This is a genomic window from Kocuria varians, from assembly GCF_006539885.1.
GTDB classification, from domain to species: Bacteria; Actinomycetota; Actinomycetes; order Actinomycetales; family Micrococcaceae; genus Kocuria; species Kocuria varians.
Genome location: NZ_BJNW01000017.1, coordinates 1 through 20055, shown reverse-complemented (window position 1 = coordinate 20055; position 20055 = coordinate 1). Strand labels below are relative to the sequence as shown.

Sequence of the window (20055 nt, the reverse complement as noted above, 5' to 3'; positions counted from 1 at the left end):
CAGCAGTTTATGGGAGATTAGACGGGTGATGACGACTCAACTGATGTGGATACTGGTGGTCGCCGCGGTGGTGGTGCTGCTGCTCGTGGTGTTCGGTGTGCTGCTGCTGCGCAGGCCCAAGGCACCCCGTGGCGGGTACACGGGCACGCGGGACCTGGACGACCTCCCGGACCTCGACGGCGCGGAGGTCGTGGAGGACAGCCCGGTCGCCACCCTCGAGCGTCCCGAGTCTGCCCGTGGTCGCCTGCAACGGCTGCGAGGTCGTCTCGCGAAGTCCAACACGGTGCTCGGCAAGGGCCTGCTCATGCTGCTCTCGCGCGAGCGCATCGACCAGGACACGTGGGACGAGATCGAGGACACGCTGCTGATGGCGGACCTCGGCACGGACGCCTCGCTCGAGCTCGTGGAGAACCTGAAGAAGCGCGTGCGCGTCACGGGCACCAAGGACCCGGCGGAGCTGAAGGCGCTGCTGCGCGAGGAGATGCTCGCCCTGGTGGACCCCACGCTGGACCGTTCCGTGCGCACGGAGGCCGTGCCCGGCAAGCCCGCCGTAGTGCTCGTCGTGGGTGTCAACGGCGTGGGCAAGACCACCACGGTGGGCAAGCTCGCACGCGTGCTCGTCGCGGAGGACAAGGACGTGCTGCTCGGCGGGGCGGACACCTTCCGCGCGGCCGCGGCGGACCAGCTGGAGACCTGGGGTGCCCGCGTGGGCGTGCCCACGGTGCGCTCCGAGCAGGAGGGAGCGGACCCGGCGTCCGTGGCCTACGACGCCGTCACGGCCGGCATCGAGCAGGAGGCGGACGTCGTGCTCGTGGACACCGCCGGGCGGCTGCAGAACAAGGCCGGGCTGATGGACCAGCTGGGCAAGGTCAAGCGCGTGATCGAGAAAGCCGCGGCGGTGGACGAGGTGCTGCTCGTGATCGACGCGACCACCGGGCAGAACGGCATGGCGCAGGCCAAGGTCTTCGCCGAGGCCGTGGACATCACCGGCATCGTGCTCACCAAGCTGGACGGCACGGCCAAGGGCGGGATCGTCGTCGCGATCCAGCGCGGCCTCGGCGTCCCGGTCAAGCTGATCGGCCTGGGGGAGGGACCCGACGACCTCGCCCCCTTCAACGCGGAGCAGTTCGTGGACGCGATCATCGACTGACACCGCGACCCCACGACGACGGCGCCGGTCCCCTTCCAGGGGGCTGGCGCCGTCGTCGTCTGCGCACCCGCACGCGGTCGGCCGCCCACCTGCACGGCTCCGTACTGCGGCCCCGGCTGCCGTGCCCGCAACTGTTTACACGAACGTCACACACGGGCGTGAGGCGAAACACTCCCGTCACGCGCCCGTGCCGTCCGCGGTAACACCGCACCCCTTGACTGGTCCCAGGTGGCGCAAGAGCTGTGCCCGCACGAGACAGGGACGAGGTGATCCGGGTGGAACTGACCGCCGGACACGTGTGGACCGTGGTGGCCGCGGGGCTGGTGTTCTTCATGACCCCCGGACTCGCGCTGTTCTACGGAGGCATGACCCGCGCCAAGGGTGTGCTGAACATGATGATGATGAGCTTCTCCGCGATCGCCGTGGTGGCGGTCGTCTGGGCGCTGTGGGGCGGTTCGATGCTCGCGGGGGACCCGGTGCTCGGCGGGCTGACCGGCAACCCGTTCGCCAACCTGGGTCTGCACGGGCTGCTGGGGACCGAGGGGCTGCTGTCCTCGGACTTCTCCGTGACGTTCGCAATCATCACCGTGGCCCTGATCTCCGGCGCCATCGCGGACCGCACGCGCTTCGGCACGTGGGTCGTGTTCACGCTCGTGTGGGTGACCCTGGTCTACTTCCCGCTCGCGTACATGGTGTGGGGTGACGGGCTGTTCTCCGAGGACGGCGCCCTGGGCCGGATCTTTGGCGAGCCCATCGACTTCGCGGGCGGCCTGGCGGTGCACATCAACGCGGGCATCGCCGCTCTCGTGCTGATCCTGCTGATCGGTGCCCGCCGCGGCTTCGGGCGTGACTCGGGCCAGCGCCCGCACAACCTGCCGCTCGTGATGCTGGGCTCCGCGATCCTGTGGTTCGGCTGGTTCGGCTTCAACGCCGGTGCCGCCACCACCGTGGAGCAGGCCGCGCTGATCTGGACGAACACCCTGGTGGCCCCGGCCGCCGCGATGCTCGCGTGGCTGCTCACCGAGCGCATCCGGGACGGCCACGCGACGTCGCTGGGCGCGGCCTCCGGTTCCGTGGCCGGGCTCGTGGCCATCACCCCGGCGTGCGCCAACGTGACTCCCGTGGGGGCGATCGCACTGTCCGTGGTTGCCGGTGTGTGCTCGGCCATCGCGGTGGGCCTGAAGTACCGGATCCGGCTGGACGACTCCCTGGACGTGTGCGGCGTGCACCTGGTCTCGGGCATCGTGGGCACCGTGGCGCTCGGCTTCCTGGCGATCCCCTCCGAGGGCCGCGCCGGTCTGTTCTACGGTGGGGGCTGGTCCCTGCTGGGCACCCAGCTGGCCGCGACCGTTTTCGTGGCGCTCTACACCGGGGTGCTCACCCTGGTGATCGGGCTCGTGCTCAAGGCGACCGTGGGGCTGCGCATCACCCGCCGCGACGAGGTGATCGGCGTGGACCTCACGCAGCACGCCGAGTCCGCCTACTCGCTCAAGGACGAGGCCACCGGCTACTTCGCCGGCCAGGTCCCCGCCCGCCCGCTGCCGGGGACCCCCGAGGCCCCCGTGCCCGTGACCAGCAAAGGAGACACCCAGTGAAACTGATCACCGCAGTGGTGCGGCCCGAGAAGTTCAGTGACGTCAAGGACGCCCTGGAGAGCTACGGCGTGCAGGGCATGACCGTGCTGACCGTGCACGGCTACGGCCGCCAGCGCGGCCACCGGGAGGTCTACCGGGGCGCCGAGTACACGGTGGACCTGCTGGAGAAGGTGCGCATCGAGACCGTCGTGGAGGACGGCGAGGTGCAGGACCTCGTGGACGTGATCGTCGCCTCCGCCCGCACCGGTGAACCCGGCGACGGCAAGGTGTGGGTCACCCCCGTGGAGAACACCGTGCGGGTGAGCACCGGCGAGCTCGGCGAGGGTGCCCTGTGAGCTGAGCCGCGGCGTCGTCGGCGGGTGCGTGCGAGCGCTTGCCGAGCGCCGCCAGGTGGCAGGGGAGGAGCCCCGTCCGGGAGACCGGGCGGGGCTTCCCTTGCTAACCTGGGACACTGAATTCATCCGTTGTCAGACGAAAGCAGCGACCACCCCGTGTTCAATTCACTGTCCGACCGGCTCACAGCGACCTTCAAGAACCTGCGCGGCAAGGGCCGGCTCTCCGAGGCGGACGTCGACGCCACCGTGCGCGAGATCCGCCGGGCCCTGCTCGAGGCGGACGTGGCCGTGCCCGTGGTCCGGGAGTTCACGGCGGTCATCAAGGAGCGCGCGCTGGGCTCGGAGGTCTCCGAGGCGCTGAACCCCGGCCAGCAGGTTGTGAAGATCGTCAACGAGGAGCTGCAGAACGTCCTCGGCGGCGCGACCCGGCGGATCAACCTCGCCAAGTCCGGTCCCACCGTCATCATGCTCGCGGGCCTGCAGGGCGCCGGCAAGACCACGCTCGCGGGCAAGCTCGGCAAGTGGCTGACCGACCAGGGCCACAAGCCCGTGCTCGTCGCCTCCGACCTGCAGCGCCCCAACGCGGTGACCCAGCTCCAGGTGGTTGGCCGCCGCGCCGGGGTGCCCGTGTTCGCGCCGGAGCCCGGTGCCACCTCCGAGTTCGACGACCCCACGGGTGACCCGGTCAAGGTCGCCCGGGACGGCGTGGACTTCGCGCGCTCCAAGCTCTACGACGTCGTGATCGTGGACACCGCCGGCCGTCTGGGCATCGACCAGGCCCTGATGAACCAGGCCCGTGACATCCGCGACGCCGTGGACCCGGACGAGGTCCTGTTCGTGATCGACGCGATGATCGGCCAGGACGCCGTCAACACCGCCAAGGCCTTCGACGAGGGCGTGGACTTCACCGGCGTGGTGCTCTCCAAGCTCGACGGCGACGCCCGCGGCGGTGCGGCGCTGTCCGTGCGCGCCGTGACCGGCAAGCCCATCATGTTCGCCTCCACGGGCGAGGGCGTGGACGACTTCGAGCAGTTCCACCCGGACCGCATGGCCTCGCGCATCCTGGACATGGGCGACGTCCTGTCCCTGATCGAGCAGGCCGAGCGCCAGTGGGACAAGGCCGAGGCCGAGCGCATGGCCAAGAAGTTCACCGACCAGGAGGACTTCACCTTCGAGGACTTCCTCGCGCAGATGCAGCAGCTGCGCAAGATGGGCTCCATGAAGAAGATGCTCTCCATGATGCCCGGCGCGGCCGGCATGCGGGAGCAGCTGGAGAACTTCGACGAGCGGGAGATCGACCGCGTGGAGGCGATCGTGCGCTCCATGACCCCGCACGAGCGCGTGGCCCCCAAGATCATCAACGGCTCGCGCCGCGCGCGCATCGCCCGTGGCTCGGGTGTCTCGGTCTCCGAGGTCAACCAGCTCATGGAGCGTTTCGCGCAGGCGCAGAAGATGATGAAGCGCCTCGCCCAGGGCAAGGGCGTCCCCGGCATGCCCGGCGGCATCCCCGGCATGGGCGGCGGCGGTGGCGGAGCCGCCAAGAAGGGCAAGAGCAAGAAGAAGGGCTCCCGCTCCGGCAACCCGGCCAAGCGCGCGCAGGAGCAGGCCGCGCTCGCCTCCGGGCAGAAGCCGGCCGCGAAGGGCAGTGCGTTCGGGAGCCAGGGCAAGGAGCTGGACGCCGAGTCGCTGAACCTGCCCAAGGGCTTCGAGAAGTTCCTCGGAAAGTAGGACACCATGGGCTCGTACCTCCCCGACGACGAACTGCGTGAGTTCATCGCAACCCTTCCCACCCGGCGCCTCGCCTCCGCGGCGCTGATCCGGGACGAGAACGGGCGCGTGCTCGCGGTGGAACCCAACTACAAGGACGGCTGGACCCTGCCGGGCGGCACCGTGGAGGCGGGGGAGGACCCCCGCACGGGGTGCTTCCGCGAGGTCGTCGAGGAGGTCGGGCTGCACCTGCCGGAGGGTCGTCTGCTGGCCGTGAGCCACGGGGTGGCCATGGGCATGTGGGGCGACTCCGTGTCCTTCCTCTACGACGGCGGCCGGATCCCCTCGGACACGCCCATCACGGTCCAGGAGGAGGAGCTGCTATCCTACCGCTGGGTCGCACCGCAGGACCTCGAGACCGTGATGCCCGCGAGCCTCGCCGAGCACCTGCGGGCGGCCCTCGAGGCGCTGGAGACAGGCACGGTCGTGGAGCGCGTGATGCACGGGGGCGGCCGCTCATGACGGAGCAGCCCGACACCGCATCCCGCGAGGAGCGCACCGCAGTGCTCGTCCACGTGGACGCCCCGCAGCTGCCGTTCCTCGCCGGTGCCCTGCAGCGTCCCTTCACCGCCGTGACCCGCGACGGCTGGTCCGCCGTGCTGGTCACGGACGGCATCGACCCGGTGGCGCTCGCCGCGGCCGGGGACCCGGAGAGCCTTGCGGTGGTGCTGTCCTCGGACGGCGAGAGCCGCAATCTGCGAGTGTGCCCGCCGCTGTCCGCGCTGGACGACCAGCGTGAGTGGGGAGCGCAGCTCGACGAGCTCGCCGAGGCCACGGCCCTGCGCTGGGGCCCGGCGGAGACCGACGCCGCCGCCGTGGCGTCGATCGTTTCCCTGTGCGACCTGGACCCCGCCGCCACCGCGAGGCTGGAGAACTACGCGCGCACACCGAGCTCCCCGCTCCTGCTCGAGTCGGTGCTGCAGCTGCTCGGGCTGCCCGTGATCGCCGCGAAGATCGTGGAGGGCCAGCGCGAGCTGGAGGACGTGGAGGGTGTGAGCCACCACGAGCCGCGCGGGCTGGGCCTGTCCCTGTTCGACTCCGCGAGCGTGGAGCCCAGCGGCTCGGGCCTGCTCTCCCGTGTGCAGCGGGCGTACGTCCGCCGTCCGGGGATCCTGCTCGCGCTCGGCGGCGCGGAACTCGCCGTGGGTGCGGGTCTCGCAGGTCTCGCCGCACGCGGTGGCCGCGGCTGCAGGGTGTTGGGCTCCGTCTCCGCGCTGATGCTCTCCGACGCCGCCGTGCAGGCGGCCCTCTACGCCGCGGTGCGGGCGCGCAAAACCCGCTGAGCCCGGCACGGAACGGGTCCCGGCCCACGGGCCGGAACCGCGCGGCGTCGTGCCGGGTCGGTTGACAGCTGTGGCACAATGGACGGGTACTCGAACCGTGCGGACCCTCTCACCGCGCGTGATGTCGTGTCCACAGGAGGTCCACGGACCGCCCGCCCCACGGGCAGGTGTGTGCGATCTCCGATCCATTCGAAACAGGAGTAACCACACAAGTGGCAGTCAAGATTCGTCTCAAGCGTATGGGCAAGATCCACGACCCCCGTTACCGCGTGGTGGTCGTCGATTCCCGCAAGAAGCGCGACGGTCGCGTGATCGAAGAGGTCGGCGTGTACCAGCCGACTGAGAACCCCTCGTACATCAACCTGGTGTCCGATCGCGTGCAGTACTGGCTCGGCGTGGGCGCTCAGCCGTCCGAGGCCGTGCTGGCCCTCATGAAGATCACCGGTGACTGGCAGAAGTTCAAGGGCCTCCCGGGCGCCGAGGGCACGCTGAAGCAGCCCGAGGCCAAGCGCGAGTTCGTGGCCCCGGACAACGGCTCCGTGATCATCCCCGAGGCCATCACCCCCAAGGCCGAGAAGGCCGAGGAGGCTCCCGCCGAGGAGACCGCCGCCGCGGAGGACGACGCCGAGAAGGCTGAGTGACCATGCTCGCCGAAGCCCTCGAGCACCTGGTCCGCGGCATCGTGGACAGCCCGGAGGACGTCTCCGTGCGTGCCCGTGAGGGCCGCCGCGGTGAGACGCTCGAGGTCCGGGTGCACCCCGAGGACCTGGGGCGCGTCATCGGACGCTCGGGGCGCACGGCCAAGGCCCTGCGCACCGTCGTCTCGGCCCTGGCTTCCGGCGAGAACGTTCGCGTGGACGTGGTCGACACCGACCGTCGTCGCTGAGCGAACACCTTTCAGTACGAGATCACGGCCCCCGTTCCTGCTTCGGCGAGGAACGGGGGCCGCGGTCGTCCCACGGGCCCGTGAGCGGGGCGCAGGGTGGGAGCGCAGCACGCAGCACGAGAATTCACGAGGAGGAGCAATGAGCGTTCGGGTGGCCCGGATCGGCAAGCCGCACGGGGTGCGGGGCGAGGTCACGGTGGAGCTGTTCACCGACGACCCCGAGGCGCGGTTCTCGCCGGGCTCCGTGCTGGAGGCGAAGCCGGGCAGGGCCCCGCGCGGTGCCCAGCAGGCCGCCGCGCGTGGGCCCCTGCGCCTGGACGCCGTCACGGTGGTGGGCTCGCGCTGGAACAAGGACGTGCTCGTGGCGCGCTTCGAGGAGATCGGGGACCGCACGGCGGCCGAGTCCGCGCGCGGCCTGGAGCTGTTCGCGGAGGTCGCGGACCTGGAGCTCGAGGACGACGAGTGGCACCAGGACGACCTGCTCGGCCTCTCCGTGGTGGACGCCACCCGTGACGACGCCGTGATCGGCACCGTCCGCGCCCTGATCCAGGGCTCCGCGCAGGACCTCCTCGAGGTCTCCCGGGCAGAGGGTGGCAGCCCGGCGCTGATCCCGTTCGTGGCGGAGATCGTCCCGGAGGTGGACCTGGACCGCGGCGTGGTTGTGGTGACCCCGCCGCCGGGGCTGCTCGAGCTGGGGGAGTCGGAGTAGAGCGTGCGCATCGACGTCCTGAGCATCTTCCCGGAGTACCTCGAGCCGCTGCGGCTCTCACTGATCGGCAAGGCCGTCACGGACGGTCTGCTCGAGCTCTCCGTCACCGATCCCCGCTCGTTCGCGACCGACCGGCACCGCACGGTGGACGACACCCCCTACGGCGGTGGCGCGGGCATGGTGATGAAGCCGGAGCCGTGGGCGCTCGCCCTGGAGTCCGTGCTGCAGGCCGGCCCGGGCGACGCCGCGGCGTCGCCCCCCGTGCTCGTGGTCCCGTCCCCGGCCGGTGAGGTCTTCACGCAGGACGTCGCCTACGAACTCGCGGCCGAGGAGCACCTGATCTTCGCGTGCGGTCGCTACGAGGGCATCGACGAACGGTTCCTCGAGTGGGCCTCCGGCGAGGTGCGGGTGCGCCCCATGAGCCTGGGCGACTACGTGCTCAACGGGGGAGAGGTCGCGGTGCTCGCCATGACCGAGGCCGTCACGCGGCTGATCCCCGGGGTGATCGGCAATCCCGAGTCCCTCGCGGAGGAGTCCCACACCGGCGGTCTGCTGGAGTACCCCGTGTACACCAAGCCCTCCGAGTGGCGTGAACGGTCCGTGCCGGAGACCCTGCTGTCCGGGCACCACGGGCGGATCGCGCGCTGGCACCGGGACCAGCAGCTGGAACGCACCGCGCGGCGTCGCCCGGACATGATCTTCGCGCTGGACCCCGCCACGCTGGACCGCGCGGACCTCGCGGTGCTCGCCGAGCAGGGCTTCCACCCCGAGACCGGCGCGAACGCGCGGGGCTGGCGCCGTGAGGTGCTCCACGAGGAGCCACGGAAGCCCACCGATATGGCATAATGGCGAGCTGTGTGTGCGTCGGGCACGCCCCTGCCGCAGGGGGGAGAGCGACCAACGACGCACTACCCGGACCGGCCACTTCGCGGCACGGACCGGATCTCTCGAGCGTGACCACCCCTCACGGGGCAGGACGCGGACCACACGTGGGAGACCTGCGGCGATCACGAGGAGTTACGTCATGAACATTCTTGACCAGCTTGATGCCAAGTCGCTGCGCGACGACGTCCCCGACTTCCGTCCGGGCGACACCCTGAACGTTCACGTGAACATCGTGGAGGGCAACCGCTCCCGTGTCCAGGTGTTCAAGGGCTTCGTCCTGGGCCGTCAGGGCTCCGGCGTGCGCGAGACCTTCACGGTGCGCAAGGTCAGCTTCGGCGTGGGCGTGGAGCGCACCTTCCCGGTGCACTCCCCGATCATCGACAAGATCGAGCTCGTGAGCCGCGGCGACGTCCGCCGCGCGAAGCTGTACTACATGCGCGACCGTCACGGCAAGGCTGCTCGCATCCGCGAGAAGCGCGACTCGAGCGCATCGAGCAAGTAAGACTCACCGGGTGCCACAGCACACGGAACACGCGGAGGGCCCGGCATCTGCCGGGTCCTCCGCCGTGAACAGGCCTGTTTCCACGCGCCGCTGGTGGCTGCGTGTGGTGGCCGTCTCCCTCCTTACGGCGCTCGTGCTGGCGGCCGTGGTCCGCGGCTTCGTGGCGGACGTCTACTGGGTGGGTTCCGGTTCCATGGAACCCACGCTCGAGGGCGGTGACCGCGTACTCGTGGACAAACTGGTCTCCGGCGACGACGTCCGGCGCGGGGACCTCGTGGTCTTCGACGGCCGCGGCTCCCTGGACCCCCTGCACTCCTCGGACCCCTGGTACCAGCAGGCGGTCCGCACCGCCGGACGCTGGCTCGGCCTCACCGGCTCCGACACCGCCTACGTCAAGCGCGTCATGGCGGTCTCCGGGGACACCGTGGCGTGCTGCTCCGCGGACGGCCTGCTCACGGTCGACGGCCAGGAACTCCACGAGGACTACCTCTACCCTGGGGACAGACCGTCCGACATCCCCTTCACCGTGCACGTGCCGGAGGGTCGGGTGTGGCTGATGGGTGACCACCGGCGGGTCTCGGTGGACTCACGCTCGTTGCTGGGTGCCCCCGGCGGTGGTTTGATACGCACGGAACGGATCGTGGGCACCGCCGAACGCGTGGTGTGGCCCCTGGGCCGGGCCCGCTCGTTGCACGAGTGAGGCGACGACACGGCCTCGGCCGCATCCGGACGAGGACCGGGTGACGACGACGCCGCGGCGCCGGCTCCGCGGTCCACGCACCTCGTTCCGCGCGCCCGTCCCGCGGAAGCACGACCCTCCTCCCGGGTGACCGCCCCTCACGGCGGCGGGTCCGCAGACAGAAAAGGAACGCGCAGTGGCTGAGCAGCAGGAACCTGAAGTGACGGGCACCCCCGGCCCGAGCGATGACGTGCCCAAGGCGCGCGGGGGGCGCACGCGACGTCGTCGTGGGCGGGAGGAGAAGCCGACCACCGGCTGGGGCGCGGTCCGCGAGATCCTGGTCGTGGTGGTGCTGGCGCTGCTGATCGCGTTCGTGGCCAAGACCTTCCTGATCCGCGGGTTCTTCATCCCGTCCGGGTCCATGGAGCCGACGCTCGAGCTGGACGACCGGATTTTCGTGAACGTGCTGGACGGTCGCATGGGGAACATCGAACGCGGCGACATCGTGGTCTTCGACGACACCCAGGGCTGGCTCCCGGCCGGCACGCAGAGGGCTGGCAACCCGGTGAAGAGCGCCCTCGAGTTCGTCGGCCTGCTGCCGGACAGCAGCCAGCAGGCCCTCGTCAAGCGCGTGATCGGTGTGGGCGGTGACCACGTGACGTGCTGCGACGCCTCCGGAAAGGTCACCGTCAACGGCAAGGCCCTGGACGAGCCCTACCTCTACCCGGGGGCGTCCCCGTCCGAGATCCCGTTCGACGTCACCGTGCCGGACGGCGAGTTCTTCGTGCTGGGGGACCACCGCAACGCCTCCGCGGACTCCCGGTACCACATCGAGACCGGCACCGAGTTCGTGAAGCGCGAGGACATCGTGGGCACCGCCTTCGTCATCGCCTGGCCCCTGGACCGCTTCGAGTTCCTGCACAACCCCGAGGAGACGTTCCAGGACGTCCCCGCAGCCGGCAAGTGAGTCCGGCCCGGAAACCCGCGCCCACGCTCGACGTCGAGCGCGACCTCGCCCGGACCGGCGCCCGGTACGTCGCGGGCATGGACGAGGTCGGACGCGGTGCGCTGGCCGGCCCCGCGAGCGTCGGGGTGGTCGTCATGGACATGGCGCGCTGGGTGCCCGGTGGCGAGGCCGGCTCCTCACCGTCATCGTCTGCTTCTGAATCTTCAACTGGTTCCGGCGTCCCGGTTTCGGAACCGTGGCACGGGGTCCGCGACTCCAAGGCGCTGAGCGCGGCGAGGCGCACGGCACTCGCACCCACCATTGCCTCGTGGGCGGCGGGCAGCGCCGTGGGCCACGCGCAGCCCGCGGAGATCGACGCCGTGGGCATCAACGCGGCCCTGCACCTGGCGGGCCTGCGCGCCCTCGGCGCCGTGCGTGCAGCCGGCACTCCCGTGGACGCACTGGTCCTCGACGGCTCCTACAACTGGCTGGACGTGGCTCCCGTCCTGGGGCAGGACGAGGACCCCGTGGAGCTGCCGCCGCTCGTGCGGACGCTTGTGAGGGCGGACGCCCTGTGCGTGAGCGTGGCCGCCGCGTCCATCCTCGCCAAGGTGGAGCGCGACGCCCTCATGGCGCAGCTCGCCCACGAGCACCCGGAGTACGGCTGGGACGGCAACAAGGGGTACGGCAGCGCCAGCCACCGGGACGCACTGCAACGCTTCGGTGTCACACCGCAGCATCGGCGCAGCTGGAACCTGGGGGTCTGATCGGGGCCCAATGCCCAGGGCGGCCTGGGCGGGAGATCCATCCTCCACATCTGCCGCTGGGCCTGGGTACTGCGTGCACGGCCGGTCACAGTAGGCCCATGACTCTTCCCTCACCCGTGCCGTCGCCTTCCGCCCCACCGTCCTCCTCTCCGTCCCCGCCCGCACCCCACCTCGGCGTGGGGCGTGCGGGGGAGGAGCTGATCGCGGGGCTCCTGGAGCGCTCGGGCTGGGAGGTCCTGCACCGGAACTGGCGTCCCGCCCGCGTTCCCGGCGCGCCCTGTGGCGAGCTCGACATCATCGCCTCCCGCGACGGCCGCGTAACCGTCTTCGAGGTCAAGACCCGCTCCGGCAGCGACTACGGCCACCCCGCGGAGGCCGTGGGGGCGGAGAAGCTACGACGGCTGCACGTGCTCGCGAGGGCCTGGGCGCGGGAAAACCGGGTGCCGGGTGTGCCGGCGGTGGACGTCGTCGCGGTGCACTGGCCCCGTGGCGCCTCACCGCGGGTGGAGCACGTGGCGTCGGTGGGGTGGCTCTGACACGGACCACGTGATGTCTCGGCATGACGTCCTCGGCGATGCACGTCACAGCAGGCGCCTCCGGTCTCCTATGATGGAAGCGCGTGAGCGCGTCGCTGACCGTGGACCTCCGGCGGGGTGGGGAACCGGTGCGGGAAGGTCGGTGCGCGGCGCTCGTCGGGGGCAGCATCGGGACATGATCGGAGGGTCGGATGAAGACCGCTTCATGGTTTCCCCACGTGCTTTCCGCCTCCGTCCTCACACTGACCGTTTCCCTGTGCCTCGTCTCCTGCGGGGACAGCGCGGATCATGCCGATCCCGCAGTCGTCTCCGCCTCACCCTCGACCGCGGACGGGAGTCTGCACCCCGGCACTTTCAGGGCCATGCTCCCCGGCGGCGCGAGCGTGCGGATCACCCTGCCGGCCGTGGGCACCCCGGACGAGGCGATCGACCGGCTGCGGCAGGACGCCAAGGTGGGGCGCGCCACGTACGCCACCGTGGAGATCGACAACCGCAAGGGACGCTCTCCCATCTCCGTGAGCCGTCTGGTGCTCAAGATGCAGGACGGCGCGTCGTACCAGCTCGAGCACGTGTCGCGCGCCGTCGAGAAGTGGACCCCGAAGGCGACCCAGGGCACCTACCACGCGCGTGACGGGTCCACGATGACCGAGGGGGCGGCCCGGAAGCTGTCCTCCCGGCTTCGGGACGCCGGGGCGAGAGCCACCGGTGACGTCGCCGTGGGGCACCGGAACACCAACCTGCTCGTGGGGGACATCTCGCGGGTCCCGCAGAACTTCGTGAGTCTCGAACTGATCCCCAAGATCGGTGACCGGGAGGTTCCGCCGGTGCAGGCGCACCCCGAGGGGCAGAAGAGCTCCTCGAGCGAGTCCGGAGCGGGCGGGTCGTCCCGCGGCACGGCGGAGGACGCTGTCCCGGACTCCACGGCCATTCCCGAGGATCCGGAGGGTCCCGTCGATCCCGGTGATCCGACGCCGGCACCGTCCGCGGACCACCCCGCCGTCGATCCCCCGGACCCGGTGGTGCCTGTGGACCCTGATCCCGTGGTCCCGAACCCTGTGCCAACCAATCCCGTGGTCCCCGACCCCGTGGTGCCCACCGATCCTGTCCCCCCGGACCCGGTGGTGCCCGAACCCGGTGATCCGGGCACGCCCGCTCCCGCCACCACCGGTGTTGCCGGCCCTGATCCCGAGGTGCCGGCTCCGGTCGTGACCGACGTCCAGAGCTCCCTCCCGGTGGAACCCACGGCACCGGCGGTTGAGTCACCGCTGCCGGGCGCCGTTGAGGCGGGTTCCCTGGCGGCGCTGCCGTCCGAGACGGGTACCCCTGTCCCGGGGTTGATGACCCAGGCCATGCCTCTGCCGCTCGTGGAGACCGCAGAGGACCAGATTTCCTCTTCGGCCAGCCCCGCGTCCATCGAGCGCCGGACGGACCGGACCGGCACTGCCGAGCAGGCCCTCGCTCCGGAACCCACCGGGACCCCGGCCCCACCCCTGGAAACTCGCGCGACGAGGTCGCCGGCCGGCCTGCGGACCGACCCCTCCGACTGGGCGACGCCGGTCTCGGTGATCAAGGACGCCCGAAACTGACCATGCAGAGGTGGCCGTTCACCGAGGCACCGTGAGCGCCACCTCCCGGTGGGAGGGCGCACCGAGAGGCGGCCTCGCCGCACGGTGAACATCCTCCACATCTCTCGTTCCCCGAGTGTTTCGAGCGGGGGCGTCGGCACGCTGGATGCATGACTTCTCGAGTGGAACGATCCCTTCACACGAACTCAACGGGTGAGGCCCGGTGAGCGGGTTTGCCCGCAGCCGCAGCGTCGCCCTGGTGGGGCTGGACGGTCACGTGGTGGACGTCGAGGCCGACATCGGTCAGTCCCTTCCAGCGTTCACAATCATCGGTCTTCCGGACCAGGCGGTGAACGAGTCCAGGGAGCGGATCCGCTCGGCGGCGCGGCACGCGGGCGTCCCGCTGCCTGCCCGCAAGATCACGGTGAATCTCTCTCCGGCCACGCTGCCCAAGAGGGGATCGCACTTCGACGTCGCCGTGGTGATGGCCGTGCTGGCCGCCCAGGGCGTCGTCCGCGTCCCGTCCGACACGGTGTTCTGCGCGGAACTGGGGCTCGACGGCTCCCTCCGCCCGGTGCGCGGAGTCCTCCCCGCCGTGCTCGCCGCGGTCCGGTCCGGCGTGACCCGCGTGGTCGTGGCGGAGGAGAACCGCGCGGAGGCCGAACTCGTCTCCGGGGCCTTGGTGAGCTCGGCGCGCCACCTGGCCGAGCTGCTGGTGGACCACGGTGCGGACCCCGTCCTGTTGGAACGGGCGCGCATTCCGCAGCCACCGGCCGTCACGACCGGCTCCGATGGAACGGAGGGTGCGGGCGAACCGGTGCCCGCCCCGGACCTGGCCGACGTCGTGGGACAACTCGAAGGTCGTCAGGCCCTGGAGATCGCGGGCGCAGGCGGACACCACCTGCTCATGGTCGGCCCGCCGGGTGCGGGCAAGACCATGCTGGCGGAGCGGCTGCCCGGCATCCTGCCGGACCTCGGGGACGACGACGCGCTCGAGGTGACCTCCGTGCACTCCCTCCGGGGTGACGACGGGTGCTCGGCCCTCGTGCGGCGCCCGCCGTTCCAGGCGCCGCACCACAGCATCACGCTGCCCGCCCTGTGCGGGGGCGGCAGCGGCATGCCCCGGCCCGGTGCGATCTCCCTGGCCCACCGTGGCGTGCTGTTCCTGGACGAGGCGCCCGAGTTCGACCGGCGCGTGCTCGACGCCCTGCGGCAGCCTCTCGAATCGGGGACCGTGACCATTGCCCGGGCGCAGTCGGTCGCGCACTACCCCGCGCGGTTCCAGCTCGTGCTGGCCGCCAACCCCTGCGCGTGCGGCAACGCGGGAGGCACGGGGCAAGCCTGCACGTGCAGTGCGGTGCAACGACGCCGCTACTTCAGCAAACTCTCCGGCCCACTCCTGGACCGGGTGGACCTGCAGCTACGGGTCCCCGCCGTCACCTACCGGGAGCTCAGCTCCGTCGGGGGCGCGCCGCCGGAGGACAGCGCCACCGTGGCCGCGCGCGTTGCCTCCGCCCGGGACGCCCAGGCCGAGCGGCTCACCACCCTGGGGCTCCGGCTCAACAGCACCGTGCCGGGGTCGCTGCTGCACCGACGGCTCTCACCCGGTGCCCGGGCCGTGGAGCCTCTGCGGGCGGCCATGGACCGCAAGACCCTCACGGCGCGCGGGTTCGTGAAGGTCCTGCGCGTCGCCTGGACCCTGGCGGACCTGGCCGGTGCCACCGTCCCCACCCCTGAGCACGTGCAACTGGCCCTCTACTTCAAGACGACGGTAACCTCATGAACGACCAGTACGACGCGCACCCGGACACCCGTGCCCCCGGGCCCTTTCGTGACAGCGTGCGCGCCTGCCGGGTGCGGCTGGCACGAGTGATCGAGCCGAGCGACACCGCCGGGCTCGTGCTGCTGCGCGCTCTCGGCCCGGAGGTGCTCTGGCGCAGCATCACCGAGCTGGACGCCCCGAGTGCCCCTCTGGCGTCCGTGTACCGCAGGGCGGCGGGTGAGGCCCTGCCGGGGGCAAGGGTTCCCGACCTCGCTCGACGCTTCGCGGCATGGCGTGCGCGGCTGCCGGTGGCCGAGCCCGCCGTCGATGCCCGCCACGCGGAGCTGATCGGGGCGTGGACCGTCATCCCGGAGGATCCCGACTGGCCGGAGCAGCTCGCGGACCTGGGGCTGCAGGAGCCGATCGTCCTGTGGGGCCGCGGTCGGCGGGAGGCCCTGGGGCATCTGGAGCGCGGTGTGTCCGTCGTCGGGTCGCGGCACGCAAGTGCCTACGGGGCCGCAGTTACGCGGATGATCGTGGGGGAGGTGAGCGAGGCGGGCTGGTGCGTGGTTTCCGGCGGCGCGTACGGCATCGACGCCGTCGCGCACCAGACGGCCCTGGAAGTCTCCCCGGCCACGACCCCCACCGTGGCGGTGCTGGCCTGCGGGGTGGACCGCTTCTACCCCGTGGCCAACGCCGAGCTCCTGGCACGGATCTGCGACCGGGGCGCAGTGCTGAGCGAGGTGCCCCTCGGCTGCGCGCCCACCCGGTACCGCTTCCTGCAGCGCAACCGGATCATCGCGGCGCTGTCCCGCGCCACGGTGGTCACGGAGGCCGCCTGGCGCTCCGGTGCACTGAACACGGCCCGTCACGCGGCCGGTCTCTCCCGGGAGGTCGCCGCCGTGCCGGGGGACGTGCTCGTGGGCGGCTCGGCCGGCTGCCACCGTCTCGTGCGGGAGGACCACGCCGTGCTCGTGAGCAACGGGGCCGAGGTCCTCGAACTCGTGGGTGCACTCGGCAACGACGCCACCCGGGACACCGTCTCCCGGAACGAGAACCTCGACCGCCGCCCGGAGGACTGCCTGGATCCCCTCCAGCTGCGCGTCTTCGACGCCCTGCCCCTCCACACCGATGTGGAACCCGACCGCATCTGCCGGGTGTCCGGTCTCGGCCCGGGGGAGGTGCTCGCCGCGCTCGCCACCCTCCGGGAGCTGGGCCTCGCGGCGGACTCGCTGCTCGGATGGCGCCGGGTAGGCTCGCCGCATGGACGCAAGAGCACGGACCACGGGAGCGCCTGAGGAGGGCCCCGACCGGGGAGTCGGGGGCCTCCAGCAAGCAGAGGGGCACCCTGGAGCGCAGGGGCATCCGGGACCACGGGGGCGCCGGAACGACGGGGACTCCCCGCGGTCCCGGCCCCTTGAATCGCCGGGCAGCGTGTCGGACCGGGGTCCAGCCCCGCGAGAGACCGTCCCTCCCGGCCCGCTGGAGTCGTACCTCCCGCAGTTTCGGGCCTACCTGGCACTGGAGCGCTCACGCAGTGAGAACACCGTCCGGTCCTACGCCGCCGACGTCACCGACCTCTCCGACTGGATGCGTAAGAACGGCGTCGACTCCATCGACCTGCTCGACCGTGACGCGCTGCGCGGATGGCTCGCCCAGCGACACCAGCGAGGACTGGCACGCAGCTCCGTGTCCCGGGGCATCGCCGCCGTCCACACGTTCTTCCGCTGGGCCGTGGACACCCAGGGACTGCGGCACGACCCCGCGGCCGGGCTGCGCGGTCCACGCCCCGCCAGGCACCTCCCGGACGTCGTCGGCGCCTCCGCCCTCGCCACCATGCTCGACGACCTCGCGGACGCCGCCTTCGGCGAGCACGAGGACGAGCAGTCGGCGGCCCTCGCGGCGCGGGACTGGGCCCTGCTGGAACTGCTCTACGCAACGGGTGCCCGGATCAGCGAACTCGTGGGCCTCGACCGCGCGCACGTGGACGAGACGAACCACGTCCTCACCGTCACGGGCAAGGGGGACAAGCAGCGCCGCATCCCCTACGGAGACACCGCGGGGGAGGCGCTCGCGGTGTGGGACCGGCGTCGGGTGGTGCTTGCGGCACCCGCCGCGGGCGACGCCGTGTTCGTGGGCGCGCGTGGGGCACGGATCGATCCGCGCGTGGCCCGTCGCGTGGTGAGCACGGCACTCGAGACGGTCCCGGACTCGAGCGCCCGCGGACCCCACAGTCTCCGTCACAGTGCCGCGACCCACCTGCTGGACGGGGGAGCGGATCTGCGCTCCGTGCAGGAGCTGCTCGGCCACGCCACCGTGGCCACCACGCAGATCTACACCCACGTGTCCGTGGAGCGGCTGAAGAGGGCTTACTCACAGGCTCACCCGCGCGCTTGACTTTCGTCGCCCGACTACTCCCGGGTTGACCGGGCGCACACCCTGCTGGACAATGAAACGGACTGGGTCTCGGCATGCGGCCTCGAATCCGCACCGCCCGACTCCCGGTCGACTCAAACTTCATACGGGCGCCGTGGAACATGCACCGGCCCTCCGAGCAGGACGTTGGGGAAGACGTACCTACACAACGGAGGAGCGGGCTATGTCTTTACCCACCACGAGGGGAGTGCTCTACGTGCACTCCGCCCCGCAGGCGCTGTGCCCCCACATCCAGTGGGCCCTGGAATCCGTGTCGCGTGGGCGAACGGATCTCGAGTGGACCCCTCAGAACGCCGAGCCCGGATGCGTCCGTGCGGAGCTGGAGTGGTCCGGCCGCGCCGGGACGGGTGCCCTGCTGGCCTCCGCCCTGCGCACGCTCGGCCGCATCCGCTTCGAAGTCACCGAGAACCCGAGCCAGGGAAGCGACGGCTCCCGGTGGTCCTTCACCCCGGACCTGGGCATCTTCCACGCCACCACGGACGCCGCCGGCAACATCTGCGTGAGCGAGGACCGCATCCGCTACGCCTTCGAGTCCGCGGGGGGTGACCCCTCCGCGGTGGTCACCGAGCTGTCCCTCGCGCTCGGGGAGGCGTGGGACGAGGAGCTGGAGCCCTTCCGCCACGCGGCGGAGGGTGCCCCGGTGCGCTGGCTGCACCGCGTCGGCTGACCACACGGCGTCGGCCGACCACCAGGGGAGCGCGACGTCGCTGTCCGGCCGGTCCCGCGAGCCCGCCGCACATCCGTGCGCCCGGTAACCACCACGGCGCAGCCCTGTATCCGTTGCAGGGCCCACCGTGAACGACGAACCCCGGCACCTCACTCAAGAGGCGCCGGGGTTCGTCGTGTCCGGGGGGACGGGCGGAACGGTCAGAGCGAGCGGAACGCCGCCACCGAGTTGTGCCCGCCGAAGCCGAACGAGTTGGAGATCGCGACCATGTCCCCGGAGGGCAGCTCGCGGGCCGTGGTGACCACGTCCAGGTCGATCTGCGGGTCCTGGTTCTCCAGGTTGATCGTGCACGGAGCCATGCGCTCGGTCAGGGCCAGGACGGTCAGGACACCCTCCACGGCGCCGGAGCCGCCGAGCAGGTGCCCGGTCATGGACTTGGTCGCGGACACGGCCATCTGGTCCACGGCGGAGCCGAAGGCGGCCCGCAGGGCACCGGCCTCGGGGATGTCCCCCACGGGAGTGGAGGTCGCGTGGGCGTTGACGTGCTTGATGTCCTCGGGGGCGATGTCTCCGGAGACCATGGCCTCGCGCAGCGCGCGGGCGGGGCCACCCTCGTCGCCCGTGGCCGGGGCCGTGATGTGGTGGGCGTCCGCGCTGAGACCCGCACCGGCGAGCTCGGCGTAGATCCGGGCGCCGCGGGCCTTGGCGTGCTCCTCGGACTCGAGCACCACCGCACCGGCACCCTCGCCCATGACGAAGCCGTCACGGTCGATGTCGAACGGACGGGAGGCGTGCTCGGGGTCGTCGTTGCGGCGGGACAGCGCCTGCATCGAGTTGAAGGCGGCGATGGTCATGGGGTGGATGGCGCTCTCGGCGCCGCCCACGATCACCACGTCCGCCTTGCCGGAACGGATCAGGTTGAAGCCCTGGAAGAAGGCCTCGGTGCCGGAGGCGCACGCGGAGACCGGTGTGATGGCGCAGGCGCGGGCCTTGAACTCCATGCTGACCGAGGAGGCGTTGCCGTTGGGCATGAGCATGGGAACGGTCATGGGCTTGACGCGCCGGGGGCCCTTCTCGATCAGGGTGTCCCAGGCGTCCAGCAGCGTCCAGACGCCGCCGATCCCGGTGCCGAAGGCCACGCCCACGCGGGTGGGGTCCAGCTCGTCGCTGGTGTCCGCGTCCGTGCCGGAGAACCCGGCATCCGTCCAGGCCCCGCGGGCCGCGGCCACGGAGAGCTGTCCCGAGGGGTCCAGCCGCTTGGCCTGCACCCGGGAGACGACGTCCTCGGAGGGCTTGGGGGACATGGCGCCGATGCGCACGGGCAGGTCGTACTTCTCCACCCAGTCCTGGGTCAGGGCGTGGACGCCCGACACGCCCTTGAGCGCGTTCTTCCAGGTCTTCTGGACGTTCTCACCGATCGGCGTGATGGCGCCCAGGCCGGTGATCACTACTTTGCGGGACATGTATGCACTTCCTCGTGTCCGGGATCGCAGGTGTTCCAGGGGGCGCACATGGCCCGCCGCCTGGTGTGACGGAGGTGGCGTGTCCCTCGTGCGAACGAGGGACACGCCACCACGCGCCGGGG

General features: G+C 71.4%; 21 protein-coding genes. 20 read left to right on the top strand and 1 reads right to left on the bottom strand.

Going from position 1 to position 20055, the window contains the following annotated elements; translation table 11 throughout:
• Positions 1-28 precede the first annotated feature (28 nt).
• From ftsY to KVA01_RS09505, 20 genes are all read left to right on the top strand, one after another.
• The gene (gene ftsY, locus KVA01_RS09600; RefSeq protein ID WP_141269992.1) at positions 29-1150 is read left to right on the top strand and encodes a signal recognition particle-docking protein FtsY; all 1122 of its coding nucleotides are present in this window, start codon (positions 29-31) and stop codon (positions 1148-1150) included.
• 275 nt (positions 1151-1425) lie between these two features.
• Positions 1426-2745, top strand: coding sequence for an ammonium transporter (locus KVA01_RS09595; RefSeq protein WP_231860649.1), 1320 nt, complete (start codon positions 1426-1428; stop codon positions 2743-2745).
• Positions 2742-3080: a P-II family nitrogen regulator gene (locus tag KVA01_RS09590; protein ID WP_068469544.1), complete on the top strand. Its 339-nt coding sequence runs from the start codon at positions 2742-2744 to the stop codon at positions 3078-3080. Before KVA01_RS09595 ends, KVA01_RS09590 begins: the two co-directional genes overlap by 4 nt.
• Positions 3081-3236: 156 nt before the next feature.
• Positions 3237-4808, top strand: coding sequence for a signal recognition particle protein (gene ffh, locus KVA01_RS09585; RefSeq protein ID WP_141269990.1), 1572 nt, complete (start codon positions 3237-3239; stop codon positions 4806-4808).
• Positions 4809-4814: 6 nt separating this feature from the next.
• Positions 4815-5309 carry an NUDIX domain-containing protein gene (locus KVA01_RS09580; protein ID WP_068469549.1) on the top strand — a complete coding sequence of 165 codons (495 nt, stop codon included), beginning with the start codon at positions 4815-4817 and terminating at the stop codon, positions 5307-5309.
• Positions 5306-6130 (top strand): hypothetical protein, encoded by an 825-nt coding sequence (locus KVA01_RS09575; RefSeq protein ID WP_141269988.1) that lies wholly within the window; start codon positions 5306-5308, stop codon positions 6128-6130. The genes KVA01_RS09580 and KVA01_RS09575 overlap by 4 nt, the downstream gene beginning before the upstream one ends.
• Before the next feature lie 212 nt (positions 6131-6342).
• Positions 6343-6771 carry a 30S ribosomal protein S16 gene (gene rpsP, locus KVA01_RS09570; RefSeq protein WP_141269986.1) on the top strand — a complete coding sequence of 143 codons (429 nt, stop codon included), beginning with the start codon at positions 6343-6345 and terminating at the stop codon, positions 6769-6771.
• 2 nt (positions 6772-6773) lie between these two features.
• Positions 6774-7016: an RNA-binding protein gene (locus KVA01_RS09565; RefSeq protein ID WP_068469636.1), complete on the top strand. Its 243-nt coding sequence runs from the start codon at positions 6774-6776 to the stop codon at positions 7014-7016.
• Between the two features lie 139 nt (positions 7017-7155).
• The gene (rimM, locus tag KVA01_RS09560) at positions 7156-7725 is read left to right on the top strand and encodes a ribosome maturation factor RimM (protein WP_068469556.1); all 570 of its coding nucleotides are present in this window, start codon (positions 7156-7158) and stop codon (positions 7723-7725) included.
• 3 nt (positions 7726-7728) lie between these two features.
• Positions 7729-8571 carry a tRNA (guanosine(37)-N1)-methyltransferase TrmD gene (trmD, locus tag KVA01_RS09555; RefSeq protein ID WP_141269984.1) on the top strand — a complete coding sequence of 281 codons (843 nt, stop codon included), beginning with the start codon at positions 7729-7731 and terminating at the stop codon, positions 8569-8571.
• A gap of 178 nt (positions 8572-8749) precedes the next feature.
• Positions 8750-9112 carry a 50S ribosomal protein L19 gene (rplS, locus tag KVA01_RS09550; RefSeq protein ID WP_068469560.1) on the top strand — a complete coding sequence of 121 codons (363 nt, stop codon included), beginning with the start codon at positions 8750-8752 and terminating at the stop codon, positions 9110-9112.
• A 64-nt stretch (positions 9113-9176) separates the two neighbouring features.
• On the top strand, positions 9177-9812 hold the full coding sequence (gene lepB / locus KVA01_RS09545; RefSeq protein WP_068469562.1) for a signal peptidase I: 636 nt from the start codon (positions 9177-9179) through the stop codon (positions 9810-9812).
• A 175-nt stretch (positions 9813-9987) separates the two neighbouring features.
• On the top strand, positions 9988-10758 hold the full coding sequence (gene lepB / locus KVA01_RS09540; protein ID WP_141269982.1) for a signal peptidase I: 771 nt from the start codon (positions 9988-9990) through the stop codon (positions 10756-10758).
• Positions 10755-11504 carry a ribonuclease HII gene (gene rnhB / locus KVA01_RS09535; protein ID WP_068469564.1) on the top strand — a complete coding sequence of 250 codons (750 nt, stop codon included), beginning with the start codon at positions 10755-10757 and terminating at the stop codon, positions 11502-11504. The genes lepB (KVA01_RS09540) and rnhB overlap by 4 nt, the downstream gene beginning before the upstream one ends.
• 98 nt (positions 11505-11602) lie before the next feature.
• On the top strand, positions 11603-12040 hold the full coding sequence (locus tag KVA01_RS09530) for a YraN family protein (protein ID WP_082810357.1): 438 nt from the start codon (positions 11603-11605) through the stop codon (positions 12038-12040).
• Positions 12041-12258: 218 nt separating this feature from the next.
• Complete coding sequence (locus KVA01_RS09525) at positions 12259-13626, top strand: hypothetical protein (RefSeq protein WP_141269980.1); 1368 nt, start codon at positions 12259-12261, stop codon at positions 13624-13626.
• 202 nt (positions 13627-13828) lie between these two features.
• Positions 13829-15388 (top strand): YifB family Mg chelatase-like AAA ATPase, encoded by a 1560-nt coding sequence (locus KVA01_RS09520; protein WP_141269978.1) that lies wholly within the window; start codon positions 13829-13831, stop codon positions 15386-15388.
• Positions 15385-16665: a DNA-processing protein DprA gene (gene dprA / locus KVA01_RS09515; RefSeq protein WP_068469571.1), complete on the top strand. Its 1281-nt coding sequence runs from the start codon at positions 15385-15387 to the stop codon at positions 16663-16665. The genes KVA01_RS09520 and dprA overlap by 4 nt, the downstream gene beginning before the upstream one ends.
• A gap of 136 nt (positions 16666-16801) precedes the next feature.
• Positions 16802-17764 (top strand): tyrosine recombinase XerC, encoded by a 963-nt coding sequence (locus tag KVA01_RS09510; RefSeq protein WP_233438837.1) that lies wholly within the window; start codon positions 16802-16804, stop codon positions 17762-17764.
• Positions 17765-17966: 202 nt separating this feature from the next.
• The gene (locus KVA01_RS09505; protein WP_141269976.1) at positions 17967-18470 is read left to right on the top strand and encodes a DUF3145 domain-containing protein; all 504 of its coding nucleotides are present in this window, start codon (positions 17967-17969) and stop codon (positions 18468-18470) included.
• A 200-nt stretch (positions 18471-18670) separates the two neighbouring features.
• Here KVA01_RS09505 and KVA01_RS09500 read toward each other — a convergent pair whose 3' ends face one another.
• On the bottom strand, positions 18671-19933 hold the full coding sequence (locus KVA01_RS09500; RefSeq protein ID WP_141269974.1) for a beta-ketoacyl-[acyl-carrier-protein] synthase family protein: 1263 nt from the start codon (positions 19931-19933) through the stop codon (positions 18671-18673).
• Between the last annotated feature and the right edge of the window lie 122 nt (positions 19934-20055).

Excerpts from the sequence above, each read along its gene's own strand:
- KVA01_RS09575 (WP_141269988.1), top strand. The coding sequence starts at position 5,306 with ATGACGGAGCAGCCCGACACCGCATCCCGCGAGGAGCGCACCGCAGTG.
- rimM (WP_068469556.1), top strand. The coding sequence starts at position 7,156 with ATGAGCGTTCGGGTGGCCCGGATCGGCAAGCCGCACGGGGTGCGGGGC.
- KVA01_RS09500 (WP_141269974.1), bottom strand. The coding sequence starts at position 19,933 with ATGTCCCGCAAAGTAGTGATCACCGGCCTGGGCGCCATCACGCCGATC.
- KVA01_RS09580 (WP_068469549.1), top strand. The coding sequence starts at position 4,815 with ATGGGCTCGTACCTCCCCGACGACGAACTGCGTGAGTTCATCGCAACC.
- ftsY (WP_141269992.1), top strand. The coding sequence starts at position 29 with ATGACGACTCAACTGATGTGGATACTGGTGGTCGCCGCGGTGGTGGTG.
- dprA (WP_068469571.1), top strand. The coding sequence starts at position 15,385 with ATGAACGACCAGTACGACGCGCACCCGGACACCCGTGCCCCCGGGCCC.
- rplS (WP_068469560.1), top strand. The coding sequence starts at position 8,750 with ATGAACATTCTTGACCAGCTTGATGCCAAGTCGCTGCGCGACGACGTC.
- KVA01_RS09530 (WP_082810357.1), top strand. The coding sequence starts at position 11,603 with ATGACTCTTCCCTCACCCGTGCCGTCGCCTTCCGCCCCACCGTCCTCC.
- KVA01_RS09505 (WP_141269976.1), top strand. The coding sequence starts at position 17,967 with ATGTCTTTACCCACCACGAGGGGAGTGCTCTACGTGCACTCCGCCCCG.
- KVA01_RS09565 (WP_068469636.1), top strand. The coding sequence starts at position 6,774 with ATGCTCGCCGAAGCCCTCGAGCACCTGGTCCGCGGCATCGTGGACAGC.